This window comes from Bradyrhizobium sediminis (genome assembly GCF_018736105.1).
Lineage (GTDB): Bacteria > Pseudomonadota > Alphaproteobacteria > Rhizobiales > Xanthobacteraceae > Bradyrhizobium.
Genome location: NZ_CP076135.1, coordinates 839,665 through 860,729 on the forward strand (window position 1 = coordinate 839,665; position 21,065 = coordinate 860,729).

The following is a 21,065-nucleotide window of genomic DNA, read 5'->3' on the forward strand; positions in this document are numbered from 1 at the left end:
AAACGCGTCAAAACAAAGAATTGAGCCCGGTTCTGATCCAATCAGAACCGATAAGGCTCAGCGTTACTCGGCCGCCAGCGATTTCTCGTTGAGCGGCAGGCCGAGACGCTCCCAGACCTGCAACAGCGCCTCGGCGAGCTGATCGACCAGACCGTCGTCGTGATAGGGCGAGGGGGTGATCCGCAGCCGCTCGCTGCCCTTGGCGACGGTCGGGTAGTTGATCGGCTGGATGTAGATGCCGTGCTCTTCCAGCAGGATGTCGCAGGCCTGCTTGCACTTCTCGGGGTCGCCGACGAACAGCGGCACGATATGGGTGTCGCTCGACATGACCGGCAGGCCGGCGGCGGTGAGGATCGCCTTGACGCGGGCGGCGCGGTCCTGGTGGCGCTCGCGCTCCCAGTTCGAGGTCTTGAGGTGGCGGATCGCGGCGGTGGCCGCCGAGCAGATCGCCGGCGGCAGCGCGGTGGTGAAGATGAAGCCGGGGGCGTAGGAGCGGACGGCATCGATGATGTCGGCGCTGGCGGCGATATAGCCGCCGAGGCAGCCGAACGCCTTGGCGAGCGTGCCTTCCAGAATGTCGATCCGGTGCATCACGCCGTCGCGCTCGGCGATTCCGCCGCCGCGCGGGCCGTACATGCCGACCGCATGCACTTCGTCGACATAGGTCATCGCGCCGTAGCGCTCGGCGAGATCGCAGATCTTCGCCAGCGGTGCGACGTCGCCGTCCATCGAATACAGGCTCTCGCAGGCGATCAGTTTCGGCCGGTCGGGACCGGCGGCAATCAGCAGTTCTTCCAGATGCGCCATGTCGTTGTGGCGGAAGATCTGGCGCTCGCAGCCGGCCTGGCGGACACCTTCGATCATCGAATTGTGGTTGAGCGCATCCGACAGGATCAGGCAGTCCGGAATGAGTTTGGCGATCGTCGAGATGCCGGTCTGGTTCGAGACGTAGCCCGAGGTGAACAGCAGCGCCGCTTCCTTGCCGTGCAGGTCGGCCAGTTCGGCCTCAAGCTGCACCAGCGGATGATGGGTGCCGGCAATGTTGCGGGTGCCGCCGGCGCCGGTGCCGACCCGCGTGGCGGTCTCGACCATGGCGCCGACCACCTTCGGATGCTGCCCCATCCCGAGATAGTCGTTGGAGCACCAGATCACGACGTTGCGCGGCCCCTTCGGAGAATGCCACACCGCGTGCGGGAACCGGCCCGCGATCCGCTCGAGGTCGGCGAATACCCGGTAGCGCCGCTCGTCATGCAGGCGGCTGAGAGCGGTGCTGAAGAACTTGCTGTAATCCATCGCAAAACCTGAAACGGAAGCTGGCCGGAGCGGCGCCCCCTTTTTAGAGCGTTTCCAGGTTTGCTGTCGAGCCGAATCGAGCCTTCAGCCGCTCGACGGGCAGGGGCCGGGTTGCTTCCAGCGCGGACCAGAACTTGATCCTGATCAACGCGCTGAGCGGGTTTTACTGTCGTCGGTTGGCAGCGGACGTCAGGTCGTCCTGAACCGCAGCACGCCGTCGGTTACCTCGGCGGTCAGCCGGCCCTCGACCAGCATGTAATTGACATGGGCGATCAGTTCGCCGGCGGCAAAGCCCATCTGGTGCACGTCGAGCACGTGCTTGTGGAACACCACCGGCACCAGTTCCTTGGAGGTCTGCGGGATTTCCCGGCAGGCGTCGGCGATCAGCCCGCAACGCTCCTCGTGATGATCGGCCAATTGCTTGATCCGGGTCTTCAGGCCGTAAAACGGCACGCCGTGGCCGGGCAGCACCAGCACGTCATAGGGCAGCGTGGTGGTCAGGCTGGCCAGCGAGGCCAGATATTCGCCGAGCGAATTCTGGTCGGGCTCCACCGCCCAGACGCTGACATTGGGAGAAATCTTGCTGAGCACCTGATCGGCCGACAGGAACAGCTTGTCGGCGGCGCAATACAGCATCACCTGGTCGAGCGCATGACCGCCGCCGGTGATGACCTTGAAGCGCCTGGTGCCGATGGAAACCTCGTCGCCATGCGAGATGCGGCGATAGGACGGCGGCAGGGTGGACACCCGCTTCAGGTAATCCTGGCCGCGGCCGAGCAGCTTGTCGGTCAGGTTCTCGTCCATGCCGTGACGGCGGAAGAACAGTCGCTGCGCGTTGCGGCGCTCCTCGGTGCCGCGGTTCTGGTGATAGACCGACTGCAGGTATTCCACCTGCGACATCTCGAGCGGGCAGTCGAAGCGCTCGACGATCCATCCCGCGAGCCCGACATGGTCGGGATGCGAATGGGTCACGATCAGCCTTGTGACTTTCACGTGGCTGAGCGGGCCCTCGAACAAGGCGGTCCAGGCCGCGATGGTTTCCTCGTTGCCGAAACCGGAATCCACCATCGCCCAGCCGTCACCGTCGGCGAGCAGGTAGATGTTCACGTGGTTGAGGCGGAACGGCAGCTTGAGCCGGACCCACAATACGCCCGGTCTCACCTCGACCACCTGATCGTGGCCGGGATGATTTTCCCAAGGGTAACGCAACGCCTCGGCAGAGGACTGAACCGTGTTTGTCTTTGAATGCATCGTCCGCTTTTCGCAATTGTGGCTATCGGCTTAACCGCACAAGTGGCGCGGCGCCAGCCGAAAAACAATCGCGATTTTCACAAACGCGGGGAACGCGGGCCCAAAGGCCCGCAAAATCCCGGCGCCAACCATGCGCCGGACGCGCAGGCCGCAGCCTGCGGCGCATGGCGAAGGCCTCCTTCGCCGGAGGACCGCTCAGGCCGCCCGTATGCTTCCGAGGAACACGTCGATTTCCGAGCGCAGCATGTCGGCCTCGCGGCGCAACGCGTCGGACGCGCCCAGCACTTCGCTGGCGGCGGCTCCGGCCTCGGCGGACGCGGTGGAGACGCCGACGATGTTGCTGGAAACCTCGGATGTTCCGCCGGCGGCGTGCTGGATGTTGCGGGCGATCTCGCGCGTCGCAGCACCCTGCTGTTCGACTGCGGCCGCGATCGCGGTGGTCACCTCGTTGATCTCGCTGATCGTCGTGGAGATGTTGCGGATGGCGCCGACCGCGGAAGTCGTCACCGTCTGCATGCTGGCGATCTGCTGACGGATTTCATCGGTCGCCTTCGCGGTCTGGTTGGCGAGGCTCTTCACCTCGGAAGCGACCACGGCAAATCCCCGGCCGGCTTCGCCGGCGCGCGCGGCCTCGATGGTGGCGTTGAGCGCGAGCAGGTTGGTCTGCGAGGCGATGGTCTGGATCAGGTCGACCACGACGCTGATGCGGGCGGCGTTGTCGGCGAGTCCCTGCATGGTGGCGTCGGTTGTGCCGGCATCATCGACCGCCTTGCGGGCGATTTGCGTCGAAACTATCACCTGGCGGCTGATTTCGGAGATCGATGACGACAGTTCCTCGGTGCCCGCGGAGACCGTCTGCACGTTGACCGAAGTTTCCTCGGCGGCGGATGCTACCGCGCTCACCAGCGCGCTGGACTGATCGGCGGTCGCCGACATGCTTTGCGCCGTGGTCTGCATGGAGTTGGCCGAGGCCTGCAGGGCATCGAGCGCGGTGCGGACGGTGGCCTCGAATTCGACGATCCGGGCCTCCATGCGCGAGGTGCGCTCGGCCTTGGCGACGCGGTCCTTGTCCTGATCGGCGGAGAGCGCGCGGGCCTCGATCATGCTCTCGCGGAACACCTGCAGCGAATTGGCCATCGCGGCGATCTCGTCGTGCTGCTTGGAGCGATAGATTTCGGTCTCCAGATCGCCGTCGGACAAAAGCTGCATCGAGCGCTGCAGATCGCGGATCCGGCGCAGGATGTTGCGGCCGACATAGAGCCAGACGAACAGAACCGATCCGATCAGGGTCGCGGCGCCGAGTGCAACCATCGCCATGGTCGCCCGCGAGATCTCCTTGCGCGCTTGCCCGGTCGCGGCATCGGTCTCGCTCCGCACGCCGTCGACGAGCTGCTGCACGCTGATGCCGAGGCCGACATTGAGCTTGCGGGTTTCATCGAGAACGGTCTGGCCGTAATCGGTGGCGTCCAGTTCCTTCTGGCGGATCTTGAAGACGCCGGTCTTGCCCTCGCCCAGCGCCATCAGTCCGGAGGCCGCGGTGTGAAGCGCGGTGGTCGCGGAGCTCTTGGGCAACAGGTCGAGCGTCTTCTTGACGCGTTGCTGCGCGCTGCGGAATTCCTTGTCGATTGCTTCCAGCGTGTCGCCGCTGTCGGACGACAGCGCGGATATCAGGTTGAACGCCATGAGGTTGCCGCTGGCGACGACGTCGCCGATCTGGTCGACGACCTGCTCCGCTTTGGTGGCTTCATCCTGGTTGAAATCGGCGGCGCCGAAGATGCCGGAGAGCTGGGTTTGGGCGCCGATCATCGCGGGAGCGGCGGCTTTGACGAAAGCGGCCTGGGCCGTGCGCACGGCGCCGTAGAGTTTTTCGTGCTGGGCGCCGGCCTCCAGGCGCTCGCGCGCCGCATTGCCGAGGCTCTGGATCGTCTCGTCGATGTTCTTGATGGTCTCGGCGAGGGCTTCGACCACCGCCTTGTCGGCGCCGAGCTGGGTGATCTCGCTGAGCTTGGCCAGCGTGACCGCCTGAGTTTCCTTCATCTTGTTGGAGCGCTCTTTCAGCATCTCCTCGTTCGAGGAGGCCAGCAGCGCCGGTCCCTGGCTGGCCAAGGTGGCGCTCTGGGCGGAAAGCTGCAGGCTGGCCGCAAGACGGGGAATGTCCTTGCTGCTCAAATCGACCATCGCCTTGCCGAGATGGTCCAGCACCATGCCGGCACCGGCGCTGATGACGATGGCCATGGCGGCGATCACCGCGAAGGCGGCAAACAGGCTGCCCCTGACTCCCCATCGCGGACGCAGCAAGCCGAACAATCTGCCGAATCTAGGAATCGTGAATCGTATCGCCATGCCGTGCTCGCCCGCTACCTTGGGATGAATCGTCGGCCGGCAGTATCGCGATACCAGGTTAATAACTCGCGATGATTTGGGGGGCGGCGGGATTTTTGCGCACAGGCAAACAACAGCCGGCTCGCGAATATTCCGCGATCCGGCATTTCCGCTGCGCTTGGTTGCCGGTCGGTGAAGATCAGTATCGCGCAGCCACCGGGCTCGCCCAGTTGAAGCGATAGTTCAGGCCGGCCTTCAGGGTGTGTTCGTCGTTGTTGAAAGTGCCGAACGGCACCAGCGCGGCCGGGGTGATGAACCGGCTGCGGCCGAAATCGTAATATTGATACTCGGCCCTGGCCGACCAGTTCGGCGTGAACAGATATTCGACGCCGGCGCCGACGGTGTAGCCGTTGCGGTGATTGCGATCGAGCGTGAAGGTGACTGGCGCGCCTCCGAATGTCAGGGTTTCGCGACTGTCGGAATAGGCGTAGCCGCCCTTGGCGTAGAACAGCGCCGGTCCCCAGGAGTAGCCGATGCGGCCGGTGATGGATCCTAGTCCGCGCTGGTTGTTGCTGTAGACGAAGCCTGCGGGAAAAATCGTGCCGATCTGGTTGCTGCCGAGCCAGCTGTACTGGCCTTCGATGCCGGCGACAAAGCTGCCGGCGAACTGAAGGTCGGCGCCGGCCTGTACGCCGCCGAGGAATCGGGCGTCGTAGTTGCTCAGAACCAGTCCGTTGAAACTGTTATCGCCGATGAAGGCGCCGCCGGCGTGACCGCCGACATAAATGCCGGTCCAGTTGTAGATCGGCGCCGCATAGGCCGGCGCCTTGCCGTAAGGGCGGGCGCCGAGATCGGCGGCAACGGCCGGCACGCTCGCGCCGATGACGATGAGGGCGACGAGAGCGGGAACACGCTTCATGGATGGGTCTCCAACGGATTCTGGCGGGCCGCATGCCGGCGCCGTCGATGCCGCGGAGTTAGACCGCATTTGAATAAAATGCGGTGACTTGCCGGTCGAGGCGAACCGTGCCGGGGAAGCAACCGCTTGCCGTGCTTAATGGAGTCCTAACGAAAAAAGGCCGGCGTGAAGCCGGCCTTTCGTCTCAGGTTGCGTGCGCGAAGCTACTCAGTACTTCGCGACCACCGGGCCGCCCAGGTTGAAGCGATAGTTGATGCCGGCCTTGAAGGTATGCTCGTCGTTGCGGGTGCTGCCGAAGCCGGTCAGCACGGCCGGCGTCACGAAGTTGGTCTTGCCGAAGTCGTAGTACTGATACTCGATCTTGCCCGACCAGTTCTGCGCGAACATGTATTCCAGGCCGGCGCCGACGGTGTAGCCGTCGTGATGGCCGCTGTTCATCGCGAATACCTGCGGCACGCCGCCGAACGTCAGAGACTCCGTGTAGTCGGAGTAGGCATAGCCGCCCTTGACGTAGAGCAGGCCCGGACCCCAGGTGTAGCCGATGCGGCCGGTCACCGAGCCGAGGCCGCGCTGGTCATGGGTGTAGACGTAACCGGCGCCGGCGCCGGTAAAGCTAACGCCATTGTTGTTGCCGCCGAGCCAGCTGTACTGACCTTCGATACCAACCACCCAGTTCGGAGCGAACTGGTAGTCGGCGCCGGCCTGCAAACCGCCGAGGAAACGGCCGTCATTGCCGCTGTTGGTGGTGCCGGCGAAGCCGTTGTCGCCGCTGAACGCGCCGCCGATGTGACCGCCGATGTAGAATCCGGTCCAGTTGTAGATCGGCGCATAGGCCGGCGGAGCCTTGGTGTAGGCGGTGCGGGGGCCGAGATCGGCTGCAAGTGCTGGCACGGTCGCGCCGAGAGCGACGAGGGCCACAGTAGCGAGCAGAAACTTCTTCATTCGTTCTAGTCTCCAGAGAGTCGTTTTCGATTTTCAGATGAGCCGCGAGAGTCGGCGTCTTCCATGGGCAGCGCAGTTAGACTGATTTTGATTAAAATGCTGTCACCCATCGGTCACACCGAGCGACTTACTAACCTATTGGGGAACAACAATTTTCCGTGATTTATGGCGCCTCAATGAAAGCCAAAAGAAGCCATAATTGCGGGCCGTATCCGAAAACTGGATAGCGCGCCGCGCTCAGGCTTCTTTCAGCGCCCGATGCAATTGCGCGACCGCGTCGGTGAGCTGGTCGCGATGCAGGATGTCGTCTTTCGGAATCTTTCCGACGGTCGCGGCGAGTTCGCCGAGAATGCCGGCGAGCAGGCCGAAGGAGATGTGCATGTGGATCGATTTACGGACGTCTTCGGCGCCGGGCCGCTCCAGCACCAGCGCAAAGCCGGTCGGGTCGAGATGCGCCTCGAATCGCGACGAGTGTTCGAAGGTCCCGACATAGAATTTATCCGGATATTCGAGTGCGATCTCAGCCTTGCCGGGAACAGGTCTCGTCATGGGTAGCCCTTGGCCATTGTCGAACGGCATTCTGGCAGGAGCTGCGACCGCCGCTTTGCGCCGGGTAAGAAAGCCATGCGATCGGCTTGAGTTTTTGCAGGTATCGCAATTCATGGCGGCGGGGTCAGAGAGCGACGGCACGGCGGCTGTCACTGTGCTGCGTCCTACTCCTCCATAAATGATTTAACCAACACTCTCCACTCGGCTTCCGAGCTGCAAGGCGTGTCTTGCACCTTGCAGACGTGCAACGGCGCAGCTTCGATGAACGTACCGTATTGCTTGTTTTCGTTCAGATCGTAGAGACGCAGGGTGTTGAAGTTCGTCTTGTCGAGCGCCGCGCGCGGAACGGTTGTGCTGATTTCCAGATAGAAACACTTGTCGAAGCGAGGGCTGTAATGGCTCTCGTAATTTGCAACTACATGAGCTTTGTTCGTGCTCACTGCGTTTCCGCCCCATTCCTTTTGAAACGTTTGTGCCGCTTGCCTGGCGCAACGCTCTTGCAACTCGTAAGGCGCATTATCCGGTTGTGCGTGCGCAGCGACGATCAAGAATGGTCCGGCAACCCAAGGCACGATTTTGCGAAGCGCCACCCGGATCATATTTCAACCTTCCCACGGTCCTTCAGCGCCTCATAGCATGCGCGGTGCATGGGTGTGGCGTTGGACGCGAGTTTGCTTCGGTTGATCAACAGGCGGTTGATTTTTCAGGGAAAACTGGTGCTGCCAGACAGGATTGAACTGTCGACCTCTCCATTACCAATGGAGTGCTCTACCACTGAGCTACGGCAGCATGCCCCGGATTGGGAGAATCGGCCAAAAGGCCCCTACAGAGCGGGCCGATCCTTGCCACAAGGCCCCCGTCTGCGCAAGCGCGGGAGGGGGCTATCAGACCCTCAAAAACGGCCGAAATCAGTGTGGAGCGTCCGCGGCGGCCTTCAACTGGGCCAGTTGCGGGCCGATCCGGTTCCCGATTTCCTCCGCCAGCGCCTGCAGCGCCTTGAGCGGGCGGACCATGACCTCGAATTCGACCATTTCGCCCGCCTCGTTGAATTTGACGAGATCGACGCCCCTGAGCTGCCATTTGCCGATATTGGCGGAAAATTCCAGGATGGCCCCGTGGGGCCGGTCCATTCTCCGGCGCTTACGCTTTGCGAGAAGCATTCGAACAGGTCCACGATGAAGAATGACAAGGACAAAGGCGAGGGCCAGCCGGCGAAAAACGCGCGGCAGAACCGGCTGAAGCTGGCGCTGCGTGAAAATCTCAGGCGACGCAAGTCGCAGGCGAGGGGGCGCGGCGAGGTGACGGCCGCCCCTCGCGATGACGCCGGCGCCTCCCTACATGACGGGCTCGGAAAAAAGCCGGGCGAATAGCTGCTGCTCTTGCCCTGATATTTTTTCGACCGCGCGCGGTGTGGCCCGGAACCTGCCTTCCACGCCGCGTCTGTCGACGGATTTCAGGCGCAGCTCGCGGCCGGCTTGCTCAATGTCCGCTCATCGCTTGAGTGCGACAGGAGAGCGGGACCCCGCTTCCGGGAATTTATCCGGTCAGGATGGATTTCAGCGACTCGCGCTCTTCGATGATGAAGTCGAAGAAAGCCGCAATGCGGGGAACGCGCCTGAGGTCGGGATGAGTCAACAGGCGCCAGCTTCGAGCCAGTTCGGGAATTGGTCCGAGCACGCGCACCAGATCCGATTCCGCGTCCCCCAGGGCGGTCGGGAGCGCGCCCAGGCCGATACCCGATTTCACTGCATAAACAAGGCCAAGCACGCTGTTGTTCCGCGCCGACATCTTTGCATCTGGCGCAACCTCGCGCAGCCACTTCGCGGCGCGATGCTGGTTCAGCGATTCGTCGAAGCCCACCAAGAGATGGCGCGATAGATCCTCCACCCGCTCCGGCTGGCCATGACGATCAATATAGGTTCGGCTGGCATAAACCGCCCAGATCGAGTCCGCGATCTTGCGGCCGACCAGTTCATCATCGGTATCACCCGAGCGAAAGGCGACGTCCGCTTCGCCCTTCGACAGGTCGAGATAGCGATCGCTGGTCACGAATTCGACGCGAAGCTTCGGATGGCGGGCGTGAAAGCGGTCGAGCAGCGACGATTTCGTCATGCGGAAGACGATCGGTTCGGGACAGGTCACCCGGATCACGCCTGTCAGGTCGCGGGCAGTATCGGTCACCCGCCGCTCGACGTCGGTGACGGCATCCTCGACACGCTCGGCAAAAGGCCGCAACTCCTCGCCGAATTCAGTCAGCCGATAGCCGGTCGGGTGCCGCGTCACCAGCTGCCGCCCGATCCGCCGCTCCAGTTCGCTCAACCGCCGATGCACCGTCGACTGGCTGAGTCCTAGCGACTTGCCCGCCGCGATCGTGCTGTGATGTCGCGCGACGGCAAGAAAATACTTCAAATCGTTCCAATCGAACATTTGTTGATTATGCACTTCTGCTGCCCGGTCTCGCAATGTTGCTGCTCCCGCAAGTCGTGGCCTGCGCCTAGGTTTGACGGACCTCGAAAATCGGGGGCGCTGCCCCCGTATGGGTGACGATGGAGAACATCAGATGCGTTTCGCACCCGGCGTCGGCTGCGCGTTCATGGCGATCCTCAGCATTCCCGCCTACGCGCAGGCCCCTGGCTTCGCCAAACCCAATCTGGTCCTGCAACAGATCGTCGAGGGATTGCCGACGGGCGACAAGCAGGTGGTCCGCGTCCTGACCGCGACGTTCAAGCCGGGTGACAAGACCGTCTACCACAGCCATCGCTTTCCGGTGACCGTCTATGTGCTGGAAGGCGCCTTCACGCTTGAACTCAAGGACCGCCCTTCGCTCACGGTGAAGGCCGGCGAGGCGATGGTGGAGCCGCCGAACGTGGCGATGACCGGCTACAATCCGAGCGCCACCGAGTTGACGAAGGTGGTCATCTTTTACGTCAGCGCGCCCGATACGCCGTTTCTCGATCCCCTTCATCACTAAGGCTGCGCGACAAGGAGCGTCTCATGACTGCCAAGTCTGCCATCGATGGCGAGACCGCCACAGCGGCGGTGCGCGCGCAATGGAATCAGATGGCCAAGGGCTGGAGCGACGCTGGCGCCGTCATACGGCCGTGGCTGCTAGAAGCGACGCAGGCGATGCTCGGCATGGCCGGCGTTAAACCCGGTTGCCGTGTGCTCGATGTAGCCGCCGGCGCCGGCGACCAGACTCTCGACGTCGCCGCGCGGGTCGGTCCGCAAGGCCATGTGCTGGCGACGGATCTGTCGCCGGACATTCTGCAGTTCGCGGCGCAGCAGGCTGCCGCGGCGGGCTATCGCAACGTCGAGACACGCGTTTCGGACGGCGAAGACCTTCAGATTGAAGACGTCCAATTTGACGCGGTGGTCTGTCGGCTCGGCCTGATGTTGTTCGGCGATCCGTTGCAGGGATTGCGTGAAATGGCGCGGGTGCTCAAGCCCGGTGGCGGCGTATGCACCATTGTGTTCGGGGCGCCGCAGGCCAATCCCTGCGTGACGACGTTGATGTCGGTTGCGCTCAGGCACGCCGGCTTGCCACCGCGTGATCCCTTTCAGCCAGGCGGCCTGCTAAGCCTCGGCAAATCCGGTTTGATCGACGAACTGTTCAGGGAGGCGGGTTTCCGCGAGATCGCGACAACCAGGCTCGCGGCGCCGTTCAGGCTGCCGACAGTGAAGGACTATATGGACTTCATCCGGACATCGGCTGGGCCGGTCGTACAGATTGTGCAGCGCTTGGAGCCGACCAACGCCGCAGCGGCCTGGGCCGATATGGAAGAGGCTCTCGGCCGGTATCAGACGTCGACCGGATGGGAGGGTCCAAATGAGCTGCTGCTGACGGCAGCGCGCCGGTGACTTTCCAGGGATTGTCAGTCCGGTCGGCATTCACGGATGTGGGGACGCCCATTGGGAATGACGGGCAAACTCTGCGCAAACCCATCAAATAGCCGCAAATTCCAGCCCTTTTGCCATCGGGGCCTCGTTCGCCCTATACTTTATGCATAGCAAAAATCGGGGCTGGGTATGGATCGGATTCGCATCGTTGGCGGCAGCAAGCTCAATGGCACGATTCCGATTTCGGGTGCGAAGAATGCCGCATTGCCGTTGATGATCGCGGGGCTTTTGACCGAGGAGACGCTGATCCTCGATAATGTGCCGCGGTTGGCCGACGTCGCCCAACTGCAGCGTGTTCTCGGCAATCACGGCGTCGACATCACCTCGGTGGGCAAGCGGCCCGGCGACCATGCATACCAGGGTCAGACCCTGCATATTTCGGCGGCCAACATCATCGACACGACCGCGCCTTACGAGCTGGTGTCGAAGATGCGCGCCAGCTTCTGGGTGATCGCGCCGCTCCTGGCGCGGATGCACGAGGCCAAGGTGTCGCTGCCCGGCGGCTGCGCCATCGGCACCCGGCCGGTCGATCTGTTGATCATGGCGCTGGAGAAGCTCGGCGCCGAGATCGCCATCGACGGCGGCTATGTGATAGCGAAGGCGCCGGGCGGCCTGACCGGCGCAACAATCGACTTTCCCAAGGTGACGGTGAGCGGCACCCATGTCGCCGTGATGGCGGCGACGTTGGCAAAAGGCACCACGGTCATCACCAATGCCGCCTGCGAGCCGGAAATCCTCGATGTCGCCGATTGCCTCAACGCGATGGGCGCGCGCGTCTCCGGTGCCGGCACGCCGCGCATCGTGATCGAAGGCGTGGCGAGACTGCACGGCGCGCGGCACACCGTGCTGCCCGACCGGATCGAGACCGGCACCTATGCGATCGCGGTGGCGATGACCGGCGGCGACGTGCAGCTGGCCGGCGCGCGGCCGGAGCTGTTGCAGTCGGCGCTCGACGTGCTGACCCAGGCCGGTGCCGTCGTCACCCCCAACAATGAAGGCATCCGCGTGGTCAGAAGCGGCGCCGGCCTCCAGCCGGTGACGGTGTCGACCGCGCCGTTCCCCGGCTTTCCCACCGACCTGCAGGCGCAGCTGATGGCGCTGATGGCCTGCGCCGGAGGCGCCTCGCAGATCACCGAGACGATTTTCGAAAACCGTTTTATGCATGTGCAGGAACTGGCGCGGTTCGGTGCGCGGATTTCGTTGGACGGCGAAACCGCCACCATCGACGGCATCGCCAGGCTGCGCGGCGCGCCGGTCATGGCGACCGACCTGCGCGCGTCGGTGTCGCTGGTCATCGCAGGACTGGCCGCCGAAGGCGAAACCATGGTCAACCGCGTCTATCATCTCGACCGCGGCTTCGAGCGGCTCGAAGACAAATTGTCGGCCTGCGGCGCGACCATCGAACGAATCAGCGGATGAACTTCAGGCGCAAGCGATAAGGTGTCATCGGTGACGGCCCAGCTCAAAATGATCGCGCTCGATGCCGACGACCTCGCCGTCATTTCCGCGCATGTGCAGGATGCCCGGGTGCAGGCCGCCGACATCATCTGGCGGCAGGGCGAAAAGCGCCTGGTGGTCGGCATGAACCGGCTCGACTGGGAGCAGACGCTGGCGGGCGAGACCTCGCCGCGCCGCCTGATCGCGGCGCTGCGCTTCGACCGGGTATTGGCCTGCAGGTCGCGCAATATCGATCTGCAGGCGCCGCAGGCGCCCCTCGAGCTGCTCGGCATCGAGTTTCATCCCGGCGAAGCCCCCGGCGGCAGCGCGGTCCTTTTGTTCAGCCAGGGCGGGGCGCTGCGGCTCGACGTCGAATGCCTCGAATGCGAACTCACCGACCTCGGCGCCGAAGACCTCGGGACCGCCGGCACCGGCCAAGGGGCCGCGCCGTCGGGACAGGGGGCGTGAGCCGGCGACACCCATCCATCGTCGTCCCGGCGAACGCCGGGACCCACAAACACTGATGCCAGCCGTTAATGGGATTGCCGCCCCGGTGCCCCACGGACAGACGCGGGTGGCTATGGGTCCCGGCTCGCGCTTCGCTTGGCCGGGACGATGAAGATCTTGCTACCAAGCAAAGGGTTGACGGCGATTGGCCGCCGCGCCATTGAGCAACGGGCCTGTCAACAACGCCCCCTCCGGAAAGCCGTCCCATGCCCGTTCGTCTCGACCGAAACAGCGCCGATTTTGCCAGGCAGTTCGCCGGCTTCCTTGGCGCCAAGCGCGAGGTCTCGGCCGATATCGAGGCCGCGACCCGCGCCATCGTCGACGACGTGGCCGCGCGCGGCGACACGGCGCTGATCGAGGCGACGCGCAAGTTCGACCGGCTTGAGCTGGACGCTTCCGGCCTGCAAGTGACACCAGGTGAAATCGACGCGGCGATCAAGGCCTGCGACGCCGGGACGCTGGAGGCGCTCGCCTTCGCCCGCGACCGCATCGAGCTGTTTCACCGGCGGCAATTGCCGAAGGACGAGCGTTTCACCGATGCGCTCGGCGTCGAACTCGGCTGGCGCTGGAGCGCCATCGACGCGGTCGGGCTCTACGTGCCGGGCGGCACCGCGGCCTATCCGTCCTCGGTGCTGATGAATGCGGTGCCGGCCAGGGTCGCCGGCGTCGCCCGCGTGGTGATGGTGGTGCCGTCGCCGGACGGCAAGCTCAACCCGCTGGTGCTGGCGGCGGCCCATCTCGGCGGCGTATCCGAAATCTACCGGGTCGGCGGCGCGCAGGCGGTGGCGGCGCTGGCCTACGGCACCGCGACTATCGCGCCGGTGGCGAAGATCGTCGGCCCCGGCAATGCCTATGTCGCCGCCGCCAAGCGGCTGGTGTTCGGCAAGGTCGGCATCGACATGATCGCCGGCCCTTCCGAAGTCCTCATCATCGCCGATGAGTCAGGCAATGCCGGCTGGATCGCGGCCGATCTGCTGGCGCAGGCCGAGCACGACGTCAACGCGCAGTCGATCCTGATCACCGATTCGAAGGCGCTGGCCGATGACGTCGCGCGCGCGGTCGAATCGCAACTCGCAACCCTGCCGCGGGCCGACATTGCGCGGGCCTCCTGGAACCAGTTCGGCGCCATTATCCTGGTGAAAAGCCTGGAGGAAGCGGTGCCGCTGGCGAACGCCATCGCCGCCGAGCACCTCGAGATCATGACGTCGGATCCGGAGACGCTGTCGGCGCAAATCCGCAATGCCGGCGCGATCTTTCTCGGGTCCCACACCCCCGAGGCGATCGGCGATTATGTCGGCGGCTCCAACCATGTGCTGCCGACCGCGCGTTCGGCGCGGTTCTCGTCCGGCCTCGGCGTACTTGACTTCATGAAGCGAACGTCGATCCTGAAATGCGGGCCGGACCAGCTGCGGGCGCTGGGACCGGCCGCGATGACGCTGGGCAAGGCCGAAGGCCTCGATGCCCATGCGCGCTCCGTGGGACTGCGCCTCAATCTGTCATGACCAGACCGTCGCCAGACGAGGATTCAAACAATCGCATCGTCGCGGTGACGCTCGATGAGGAATCGATCGGGCGTTCCGGTCCCGATGTCGAGCACGAGCGCGCGATCGCGATCTACGACCTGATCGAAAAGAACCTGTTCGCGCCGGAAGGCGCGGGCGACGGGCCGTTCACGCTGCATATCGGCATCACCGGCAACCGGCTGATGTTCGACATCCGCCGCGAGGACGGCTCGCCCGTGGTGGCGCATCTGTTGTCGCTGACGCCGTTCCGGCGGATCGTGAAGGACTACTTCATGATCTGCGACAGCTATTACCAGGCGATCCGCACCGCCACGCCGGACAAGATCGAGGCCATCGACATGGGCCGCCGCGGCATTCACGACGAAGGCTCGCGCACCCTGCAGGAGCGCTTGAATGGCAAGGTGCGGATCGATTTCGAAACCGCCCGCCGGCTGTTTACGCTGATCACCGTTTTGCACTGGAAGGGATAGGGCATGATCCCGAAAAGTGGGTACCGGTTTTTCGAAGAGGTCATGCCCAAAATAAAAGAAGCTTAAGCGCGTGGAGGCGCCTTCGCGCGTACGCACTCCGCAGGCCGTGCTGTTCGCATGCGGCCTCAACAGCGTGCGTTCGCCGATGGCCGCCAGCCTGTTGCAGCAGATGTTCCCGCAGGCGCTCTACGTCAGATCCGCCGGGGTTCGGAAGGGCGAACTCGATCCGTTCGCGGTCGCCGTGATGGCCGAACTCGGCCAGGATATCTCCGGCCACAAGCCGATGACGTTCGAGGAACTCGATGACTGGGAAGGGCTCAATTTCGACCTCATCGTCACGCTGTCGCCGGAAGCCCATCACAAGGCGCTGGAGCTGACCCGCACGATGGCGGCCGACGTCGAGTATTGGCCGACCTCGGATCCGACTGGCGCCGAGGGCAATCGCGAGCAGAAACTGCAGGCCTACCGCGAGGTCTGCGACACCCTGCTGTCGCGCATCCGCAAGCGGTTTTCCAGGGCCGGGGCGGCGAACGAGTAGCTCACGGTTTGGTGGATTGTTCCAGATGTCGTCCCTGCCAAAGCAGGGACCTATACGCCGCGGCGGAGCGGGTTGAGCGGTGGCTGTGGCAAACCCGATTTCAATCGCAAAAGCCGGTGGTTATGGGCCCCTGCGTTCGTAGGGGCGACGATAATGTGTAAGCCGGTTGTCTCACCGGACACCTTCCGATAGGTTCCGCGCGCATCCTGCCCGCCCTCCCGCCGACGAAAATCCGCATGCTAGGCCGCCCCAAACTCGTTCTTGCTTCCGGTTCGCCGCGACGGCTCGCTCTGCTCAACCAGGCCGGCATCGAGCCCGATGCGCTGCGCCCGGCCGACATCGACGAGACCCCGAAACGCGGCGAGCTGCCGCGCGCCTGCGCCAATCGGCTGGCCCGCGCCAAGGCCGACGCCGCGCTCAAATCGGTGCAGCTCGACGACGAATTGCGCGGCGCCTTCATCATCGCCGCCGACACCGTGGTCGCGGTCGGCCGCCGCATCCTGCCCAAGGCCAACCTGGTCGACGAGGCCTCGCAATGCCTGCGGCTGTTGTCGGGGCGCAACCACCGCGTCTACACCGCGATCTGCCTGGTGACGCCGAAGGAGAGCTTTCGCCAGCGCCTGATCGAAACCCGCGTGCGCTTCAAGCGTCTGTCCGAGGATGATATCCAGGCCTATATCGGCTCCGGCGAATGGCGCGGCAAGGCCGGCGGCTATGCGGTGCAGGGCATCGCCGGATCGTTCGTGGTCAAGATGGTCGGCTCCTACACCAACGTCGTCGGCCTGCCGCTGTACGAGACCGTGACGCTGCTCGGCGGCGAGGGTTTCCCGATCCGATTCGGCTGGCTGAATGCCGTCTGAGCCGCCCAAAGGGGCCGCCCCCGGCAAGGCGGGCGCCAGGAAGTGCCCGATCTGCGGCAAGCCGGCCACGGACGCCTCCAAGCCGTTCTGTTCCGAGCGCTGCCGGGACGTCGACCTGAACCGCTGGCTGTCCGGCTCCTACGTCGTTCCGGGCAAGCCGGAAGCCGACGAGGACGCCGACTAGCAAAATATCGAAAACAACCCCATGCAAAGTAAGGGTGGCGCCGGCATGGATGCTTCGAGCGCGAAAACATTTTGACATGTCGGGCAAATCACCGGCACGATTCCATCCTCAGGCAGTTTGTAAAACGGCCGATGGCCCTGCCCGACAACGGGCTGGTAGGGCAGGCGGAAGGCTTGCCGGAAGGTCTGGCAGTAGCGTTGCCCCGCCTGGCCTCCATCCAGGTCGCCAGAGGTAAATAGGCCTGATTTCCCAGCAGTTTGACGGCAGATGCGAAGCCGGGCCGCGCCCGGCGAAGCCGCAGGCGAAGCCGGGTGGACATGACCGTCCGGCCTGACTATAAACCGGCGCTCCCTGGCCCCGTGCCGGGCAGTGCCCGGGTAGCTCAGTTGGTAGAGCATGCGACTGAAAATCGCAGTGTCGGTGGTTCGATCCCGCCCCCGGGCACCATTTCCCGCACGCTCCTCCCGCCGGCTGGCGGTCCAGGATCGCCGCTGCGCCGGCCGCATCGCCGAATCTATCCCGCGAGAGCTGCCGAGTTCGCGGACGCGCTCGGGACGACAGGCGGGCTCGCGATGGTGCGCACGTTGCGGCGCTCATTGTAATAGAATTCAAGCACGCGTTTTGCCGTCCGGGTTTCGAGCCGCTCGAAGTCTTCGCGCGCCCGGGCGAGATCCTTTTCGGACATCCTGCGGTCCGCCGCCGTCATCAGCAACAGAGCCTTGACCGTAGCCCAGGAGCAGCCGGCGGCTTTTGCGATGACCTGCACCACGCCGGGGTTTTCATTGAGGATCGCCCGTTCGGCCATCTCGATGGGACAGCAGGCGAGAACCGACAGCGCCATTGCCGCTTGTTCGAAGTTTTGCAGGCGCGCGGCCGCATGAACGTTGCCTTCGCCGAGTTCATGCCAGTTCTGCAGCCGTTTCACCCTCGACTTGGCTTTGGCGTGATCCGGCGACTTGTTGCGAATCTCCAGATTGATATCGTCGATCACTTCCGTTACCGCGCTCTGCACGGCATCGGCAAATTGCGGGTTGGCCGCCAGCATCTTGGCGCGGACTGAAGCAGAGGCCGTTTCAAGAAGCTTCAGGAAATGATGCCGGGGAATGTCTTGTCGCATTCCAACCTGCAGCGCGAGCTGGGCATCGTCGCCGGCCCGCGCGACGAGCTCGCGAAAGCTGCCATCCGAAAAGCGGGCGCCGGCGTTGTTCGCGACCGTATGGACCACGATGGGTTCGCCGCGCTCGATCAGTATTTCGGTGATCACTTCGCTGATGGTGCGGCGACGCGCGATGGCCTGAAGATGACCCTGGCCCTGGGTGCGGGCGTTGGCGACAAGGTCGGAGTCGCTGAGTGCCGTCGACTGGCTGAGCACCGGAGCCGCCACAGCGACAGCTTCATCGAAGGCAAATGCCCGAACCAGCGTCGCCGGCGCATCCGGCATGGTTGCGATGTAACGTGCGAGCCTGACCCGGGTCTCCAGCTCGATGACGGCAACGAGGGCTTTGAATACCTCGTCAAACAGCTCGATCTGCTTCTTCGAATGACGACCGGACCCGGCGACAAACAGATTGGCGATGCGCGTGAGTGCCCTCAACTGCCTTTTCGTAAGCCCGGACACCGTTGTGTCCTGAATTTCATTTATCAGAGAGGAGAACATTGTCATGGCTATCGTCTCGTCAGACTTCTTCGCGGTTGAGGGGGGAGGACAGGAGGATCACAATCACAGGCTATCGTCCGAGCATGAAAATAACTGGTTTCAGTTCCCTCGCAGATAATTCAAATTGTTGGGATTTCGGAAACGCCTCCTGCCCATGGCCTCACCCGGGCCGGAAATGCCCAGGCAGCCCGACCGGCAAAGCATGCGACGCCGGCGAAGCGTCTCAGGCGTGGCCGGGTCTGTTGTGGACGTGCACACGGTCACACGCGGAATGTTGTGATCTTGCGCTTCGGTGTCGAGTTTCGCGTTCAGAAGTTTTTCCCGCAGCAGATGCGAGCCCTTCCGCGACCCGGACAGTCCATCAAACCGGCGCTGCCGCGCCGTGGCTCGCGGCAGTGCCCAGGTAGCTCGCCAGCGGGGTTCTATTGCATGCATGCGGCCATCCCGGGACGAATGTCCCCCTCAAGGCGGTCACGCGGCGGAAGTCGTCAATTCTTCCCGGCGTACGCTCGAGGCGGGGTAGTCAGCCGCCATGTCGATCAGGATATCCGACAGGATAAGGGCCGCGGCATCGACCCGCGGCATGGGTCGACCGAACAGATAGCCCTGATAATAGTCGCAGTTCAAATTGCGGAAGAAATTCGCCTGCTCCGGCGTTTCGATGCCTTCGACCGTGACTTTCATGTTCAGATTTCGTCCCAATTTCACGATCGTGTTGAGAACGGGGACGTTGGCATTTTCAGTACCGAGGACGCCGGCGACAAATGATTTGTCGATCTTGAATTTGTCGAACGGAAGCTTCGAAAGATTCCCGAGGCTGGAATGACCGGTGCCGAAATCATCCATCACGATCGTCGCCCCGACCCGTTTGAGTTCGGCAAGCTGTTCCACGACCGATTCGTTTGCCTCCAGCAACAAGCCCTCCGTTATCTCGAGCTCCAGCCTGCCGGCCTCCAGACCGCTCTCGACAATAGCGTCACGGACGATCACCCCGATCGGGACGGCGCCAAAGAACTGCGCGGGCGACAGGTTGACTGCAATCGTTAGATGCGCGGGCCAGGTCGCGGCGACGTGGCATGCGTGGTGAACAACCCAGGCGCCGATCTGGTTGATGACGCCGATTTCTTCCGCCAAGGGAACGAAGTCAGTGGGCGAAATGAATCCGCCTCTTCCGTCCGGCAGTCGCAAGAGCGCTTCAAAGCCGGCGAGTCTCGAGTTGTTGTCGACCAGCGGCTGGAAGAACATCTCGAATTCACAGGCATCGATCGCCTGTCGGATTCGAAGTTCGATTTGCCGTTTCTGGTTCAGTTCATGGCGCATGGACGGCGAAAACAGCACATAGCGCCGGCGTCCGTCGTCCTTTGCCCGGTAGAGCGCAATGTCGGCATTTTCAAGTAGCTGGCTCGGCGACGAACTGTCGATAGCGACATGAGCCGTTCCGACGCTCGCGGAAATCGTCAGTAGATTGCGCTGAAGCTGGAATGGTATGGCCATTGACGCAACAATTCGCGCCGCCATCGAATTGACGTCCGCCGGCTTGCGAACCTGCATCTGGGCCAGAGCGAATTCATCGCCCCCGAGCCGGCACAGAATGTCCTCGCCGCTCAGCAAAGTCCGCAACCGCTTGGCCGCCGCACAGATCAATTCATCGCCGACCTTGTGCCCAAGCCTGTCATTGATTTCCTTGAAGCGGTCGAGATCGATGTAGTGGAGTGCAACGAGGCGCTGCCCGTCTTTGGTGGCGAAGGCCTTGCCAAGTTCCGAAAGGAACGCGTTGCGATTCAGCGTCCCGGTCATGGTGTCGTGGTGGGCCAGGTATTGAAGGCGCCGCACCGCTTGCAACTTTTCCTGGTTGTAGCGTCTGAACAGCGCCGTACCCGCAAACAAAATGGCGATGACGATCAGGGTCGGAAAGGCTATCGCCAGCGTGATCATCCTGCCTTTTTCCTCCGCCGAGGCAAGATATGGCTCAATGACCTTGGTCACTTCCATCACGGCGCGGACATCCCCTAATTTCCAGTTCTTCTTCGGGGAGTCTGCCTGCGCATTGTGACACGACACGCATGTATCGCTTGTCATGCGATCCGACACGGCGACGCGCAACACGCGCCTTCCGTTACGCACTTCCTCCCTCGAGAAGACCGCCGAGGGATCCGCCTGAAACGCCTGCCAGGCGTTTCGCTGAAAATCGTCCATGACGCGTCCGGCGCGATGGGGCCAGGGATAAGGACTCACCAGCGAGAGCGTGGTATCCTTCTCACGCAGCAGTTCCGAAATGTCCTGAACGAAGGTTGCCGGCAGCGGTATGGCGTTTGGATCGGAAGCGTGGTCGTGACTCGGCGCCAGCGCGTGGGAGGCCAGCGCCTTCGCCACCACCTGGCGGGTGTAGTAGCCTCGCGTGATCTTGATCTGATCGGCAATCTCGATGTTTCCGCGATAGGCCGACTCGATTGCTGCCGACTTCATCGCCTGGGGAAGAAAAAAGCACATGGCCGCCAGGCCGGAACACAGCACGGCCGCGACAGAGGCAGCGATAACAAGCTCGAGACGAACGCTGTTTCGCCAGTATGAGAGTATTTTTCGCCCCAACATCTTTGTCCCACCCGTTTAAGTCGGGGCGAACCTAATGTCCTGCACTTAAATGCCGGGTAAGGAAAACGGTTAAGGGGAGGTTTGCGGCGATGCCTGCCAGGTGCGCCCGAGGGAAAGTGACGGA

At 63.3% G+C, this 21,065-nt stretch carries 21 protein-coding genes and 2 tRNA genes; 11 read left to right on the forward strand and 12 right to left on the reverse strand.

Annotation, left to right across the window (positions count from 1 at the left end):
• Positions 1-63: 63 nt before the first annotated feature.
• The 9 genes from hemA to KMZ68_RS04085 form a co-directional block, all read right to left on the reverse strand.
• A complete protein-coding gene (gene hemA / locus KMZ68_RS04045; protein WP_215614607.1) occupies positions 64-1,293 on the reverse strand; it encodes a 5-aminolevulinate synthase in 1,230 nt (409 codons plus the stop codon).
• A 189-nt stretch (positions 1,294-1,482) separates the two neighbouring features.
• Positions 1,483-2,544, reverse strand: coding sequence for an MBL fold metallo-hydrolase (locus KMZ68_RS04050; protein WP_215614608.1), 1,062 nt, complete (start codon positions 2,542-2,544; stop codon positions 1,483-1,485).
• A gap of 195 nt (positions 2,545-2,739) precedes the next feature.
• Complete coding sequence (locus KMZ68_RS04055; RefSeq protein ID WP_215614609.1) at positions 2,740-4,887, reverse strand: methyl-accepting chemotaxis protein; 2,148 nt, start codon at positions 4,885-4,887, stop codon at positions 2,740-2,742.
• 178 nt (positions 4,888-5,065) lie between these two features.
• Complete coding sequence (locus tag KMZ68_RS04060; protein ID WP_215614610.1) at positions 5,066-5,785, reverse strand: outer membrane protein; 720 nt, start codon at positions 5,783-5,785, stop codon at positions 5,066-5,068.
• Between the two features lie 207 nt (positions 5,786-5,992).
• Entirely contained in the window at positions 5,993-6,727 is a 735-nt protein-coding gene (locus tag KMZ68_RS04065; protein WP_215614611.1) for an outer membrane protein, read from the reverse strand.
• Between the two features lie 237 nt (positions 6,728-6,964).
• Positions 6,965-7,276, reverse strand: a complete 312-nt coding sequence (locus KMZ68_RS04070) for a hypothetical protein (RefSeq protein WP_215614612.1) — start codon at positions 7,274-7,276, stop codon at positions 6,965-6,967.
• A 164-nt stretch (positions 7,277-7,440) separates the two neighbouring features.
• Positions 7,441-7,875 carry a hypothetical protein gene (locus KMZ68_RS04075; RefSeq protein ID WP_215614613.1) on the reverse strand — a complete coding sequence of 145 codons (435 nt, stop codon included), beginning with the start codon at positions 7,873-7,875 and terminating at the stop codon, positions 7,441-7,443.
• A 115-nt stretch (positions 7,876-7,990) separates the two neighbouring features.
• A tRNA-Thr gene (locus tag KMZ68_RS04080) sits at positions 7,991-8,065 on the reverse strand.
• Positions 8,066-8,184: 119 nt separating this feature from the next.
• Positions 8,185-8,406, reverse strand: coding sequence for a hypothetical protein (locus tag KMZ68_RS04085; RefSeq protein ID WP_215614614.1), 222 nt, complete (start codon positions 8,404-8,406; stop codon positions 8,185-8,187).
• Between the two features lie 45 nt (positions 8,407-8,451).
• Between KMZ68_RS04085 and KMZ68_RS04090 the strand changes: the two genes are divergently transcribed.
• Positions 8,452-8,646, forward strand: coding sequence for a hypothetical protein (locus KMZ68_RS04090; protein ID WP_215614615.1), 195 nt, complete (start codon positions 8,452-8,454; stop codon positions 8,644-8,646).
• 166 nt (positions 8,647-8,812) lie between these two features.
• On the opposite strand, the gene KMZ68_RS04095 is transcribed toward KMZ68_RS04090, so the two are convergent.
• Entirely contained in the window at positions 8,813-9,739 is a 927-nt protein-coding gene (locus tag KMZ68_RS04095; RefSeq protein ID WP_215614616.1) for a LysR family transcriptional regulator, read from the reverse strand.
• Between the two features lie 97 nt (positions 9,740-9,836).
• On the opposite strand from KMZ68_RS04095, the gene KMZ68_RS04100 reads away from it, so the two are divergent.
• From KMZ68_RS04100 to KMZ68_RS04145, 10 genes are all read left to right on the forward strand, one after another.
• Positions 9,837-10,247 carry a cupin domain-containing protein gene (locus tag KMZ68_RS04100; protein ID WP_215614617.1) on the forward strand — a complete coding sequence of 137 codons (411 nt, stop codon included), beginning with the start codon at positions 9,837-9,839 and terminating at the stop codon, positions 10,245-10,247.
• Between the two features lie 23 nt (positions 10,248-10,270).
• Positions 10,271-11,134 carry a class I SAM-dependent methyltransferase gene (locus tag KMZ68_RS04105; RefSeq protein WP_215614618.1) on the forward strand — a complete coding sequence of 288 codons (864 nt, stop codon included), beginning with the start codon at positions 10,271-10,273 and terminating at the stop codon, positions 11,132-11,134.
• Between the two features lie 168 nt (positions 11,135-11,302).
• Positions 11,303-12,592 carry a UDP-N-acetylglucosamine 1-carboxyvinyltransferase gene (gene murA, locus KMZ68_RS04110; RefSeq protein WP_215614619.1) on the forward strand — a complete coding sequence of 430 codons (1,290 nt, stop codon included), beginning with the start codon at positions 11,303-11,305 and terminating at the stop codon, positions 12,590-12,592.
• Between the two features lie 30 nt (positions 12,593-12,622).
• Complete coding sequence (locus KMZ68_RS04115) at positions 12,623-13,078, forward strand: DUF2948 family protein (protein ID WP_215614620.1); 456 nt, start codon at positions 12,623-12,625, stop codon at positions 13,076-13,078.
• A 245-nt stretch (positions 13,079-13,323) separates the two neighbouring features.
• Positions 13,324-14,619, forward strand: a complete 1,296-nt coding sequence (gene hisD / locus KMZ68_RS04120) for a histidinol dehydrogenase (protein ID WP_215614621.1) — start codon at positions 13,324-13,326, stop codon at positions 14,617-14,619.
• A complete protein-coding gene (locus KMZ68_RS04125; protein ID WP_215614622.1) occupies positions 14,616-15,110 on the forward strand; it encodes a UPF0262 family protein in 495 nt (164 codons plus the stop codon). Before hisD ends, KMZ68_RS04125 begins: the two co-directional genes overlap by 4 nt.
• A 70-nt stretch (positions 15,111-15,180) precedes the next feature.
• On the forward strand, positions 15,181-15,648 hold the full coding sequence (locus KMZ68_RS04130; RefSeq protein ID WP_215614623.1) for an arsenate-mycothiol transferase ArsC: 468 nt from the start codon (positions 15,181-15,183) through the stop codon (positions 15,646-15,648).
• Positions 15,649-15,884: 236 nt separating this feature from the next.
• Positions 15,885-16,508 (forward strand): Maf-like protein, encoded by a 624-nt coding sequence (locus KMZ68_RS04135; RefSeq protein WP_215614624.1) that lies wholly within the window; start codon positions 15,885-15,887, stop codon positions 16,506-16,508.
• A complete protein-coding gene (yacG, locus tag KMZ68_RS04140) occupies positions 16,498-16,692 on the forward strand; it encodes a DNA gyrase inhibitor YacG (protein ID WP_215614625.1) in 195 nt (64 codons plus the stop codon). Before KMZ68_RS04135 ends, yacG begins: the two co-directional genes overlap by 11 nt.
• A 371-nt stretch (positions 16,693-17,063) precedes the next feature.
• Positions 17,064-17,139, forward strand: a tRNA-Phe gene (locus KMZ68_RS04145).
• 67 nt (positions 17,140-17,206) lie between these two features.
• On the opposite strand, the gene KMZ68_RS04150 is transcribed toward KMZ68_RS04145, so the two are convergent.
• Positions 17,207-18,286, reverse strand: coding sequence for a DUF2336 domain-containing protein (locus KMZ68_RS04150; RefSeq protein WP_215614626.1), 1,080 nt, complete (start codon positions 18,284-18,286; stop codon positions 17,207-17,209).
• 534 nt (positions 18,287-18,820) lie between these two features.
• Positions 18,821-20,941: a putative bifunctional diguanylate cyclase/phosphodiesterase gene (locus KMZ68_RS04155; protein WP_215614627.1), complete on the reverse strand. Its 2,121-nt coding sequence runs from the start codon at positions 20,939-20,941 to the stop codon at positions 18,821-18,823.
• Positions 20,942-21,065 lie beyond the last annotated feature (124 nt).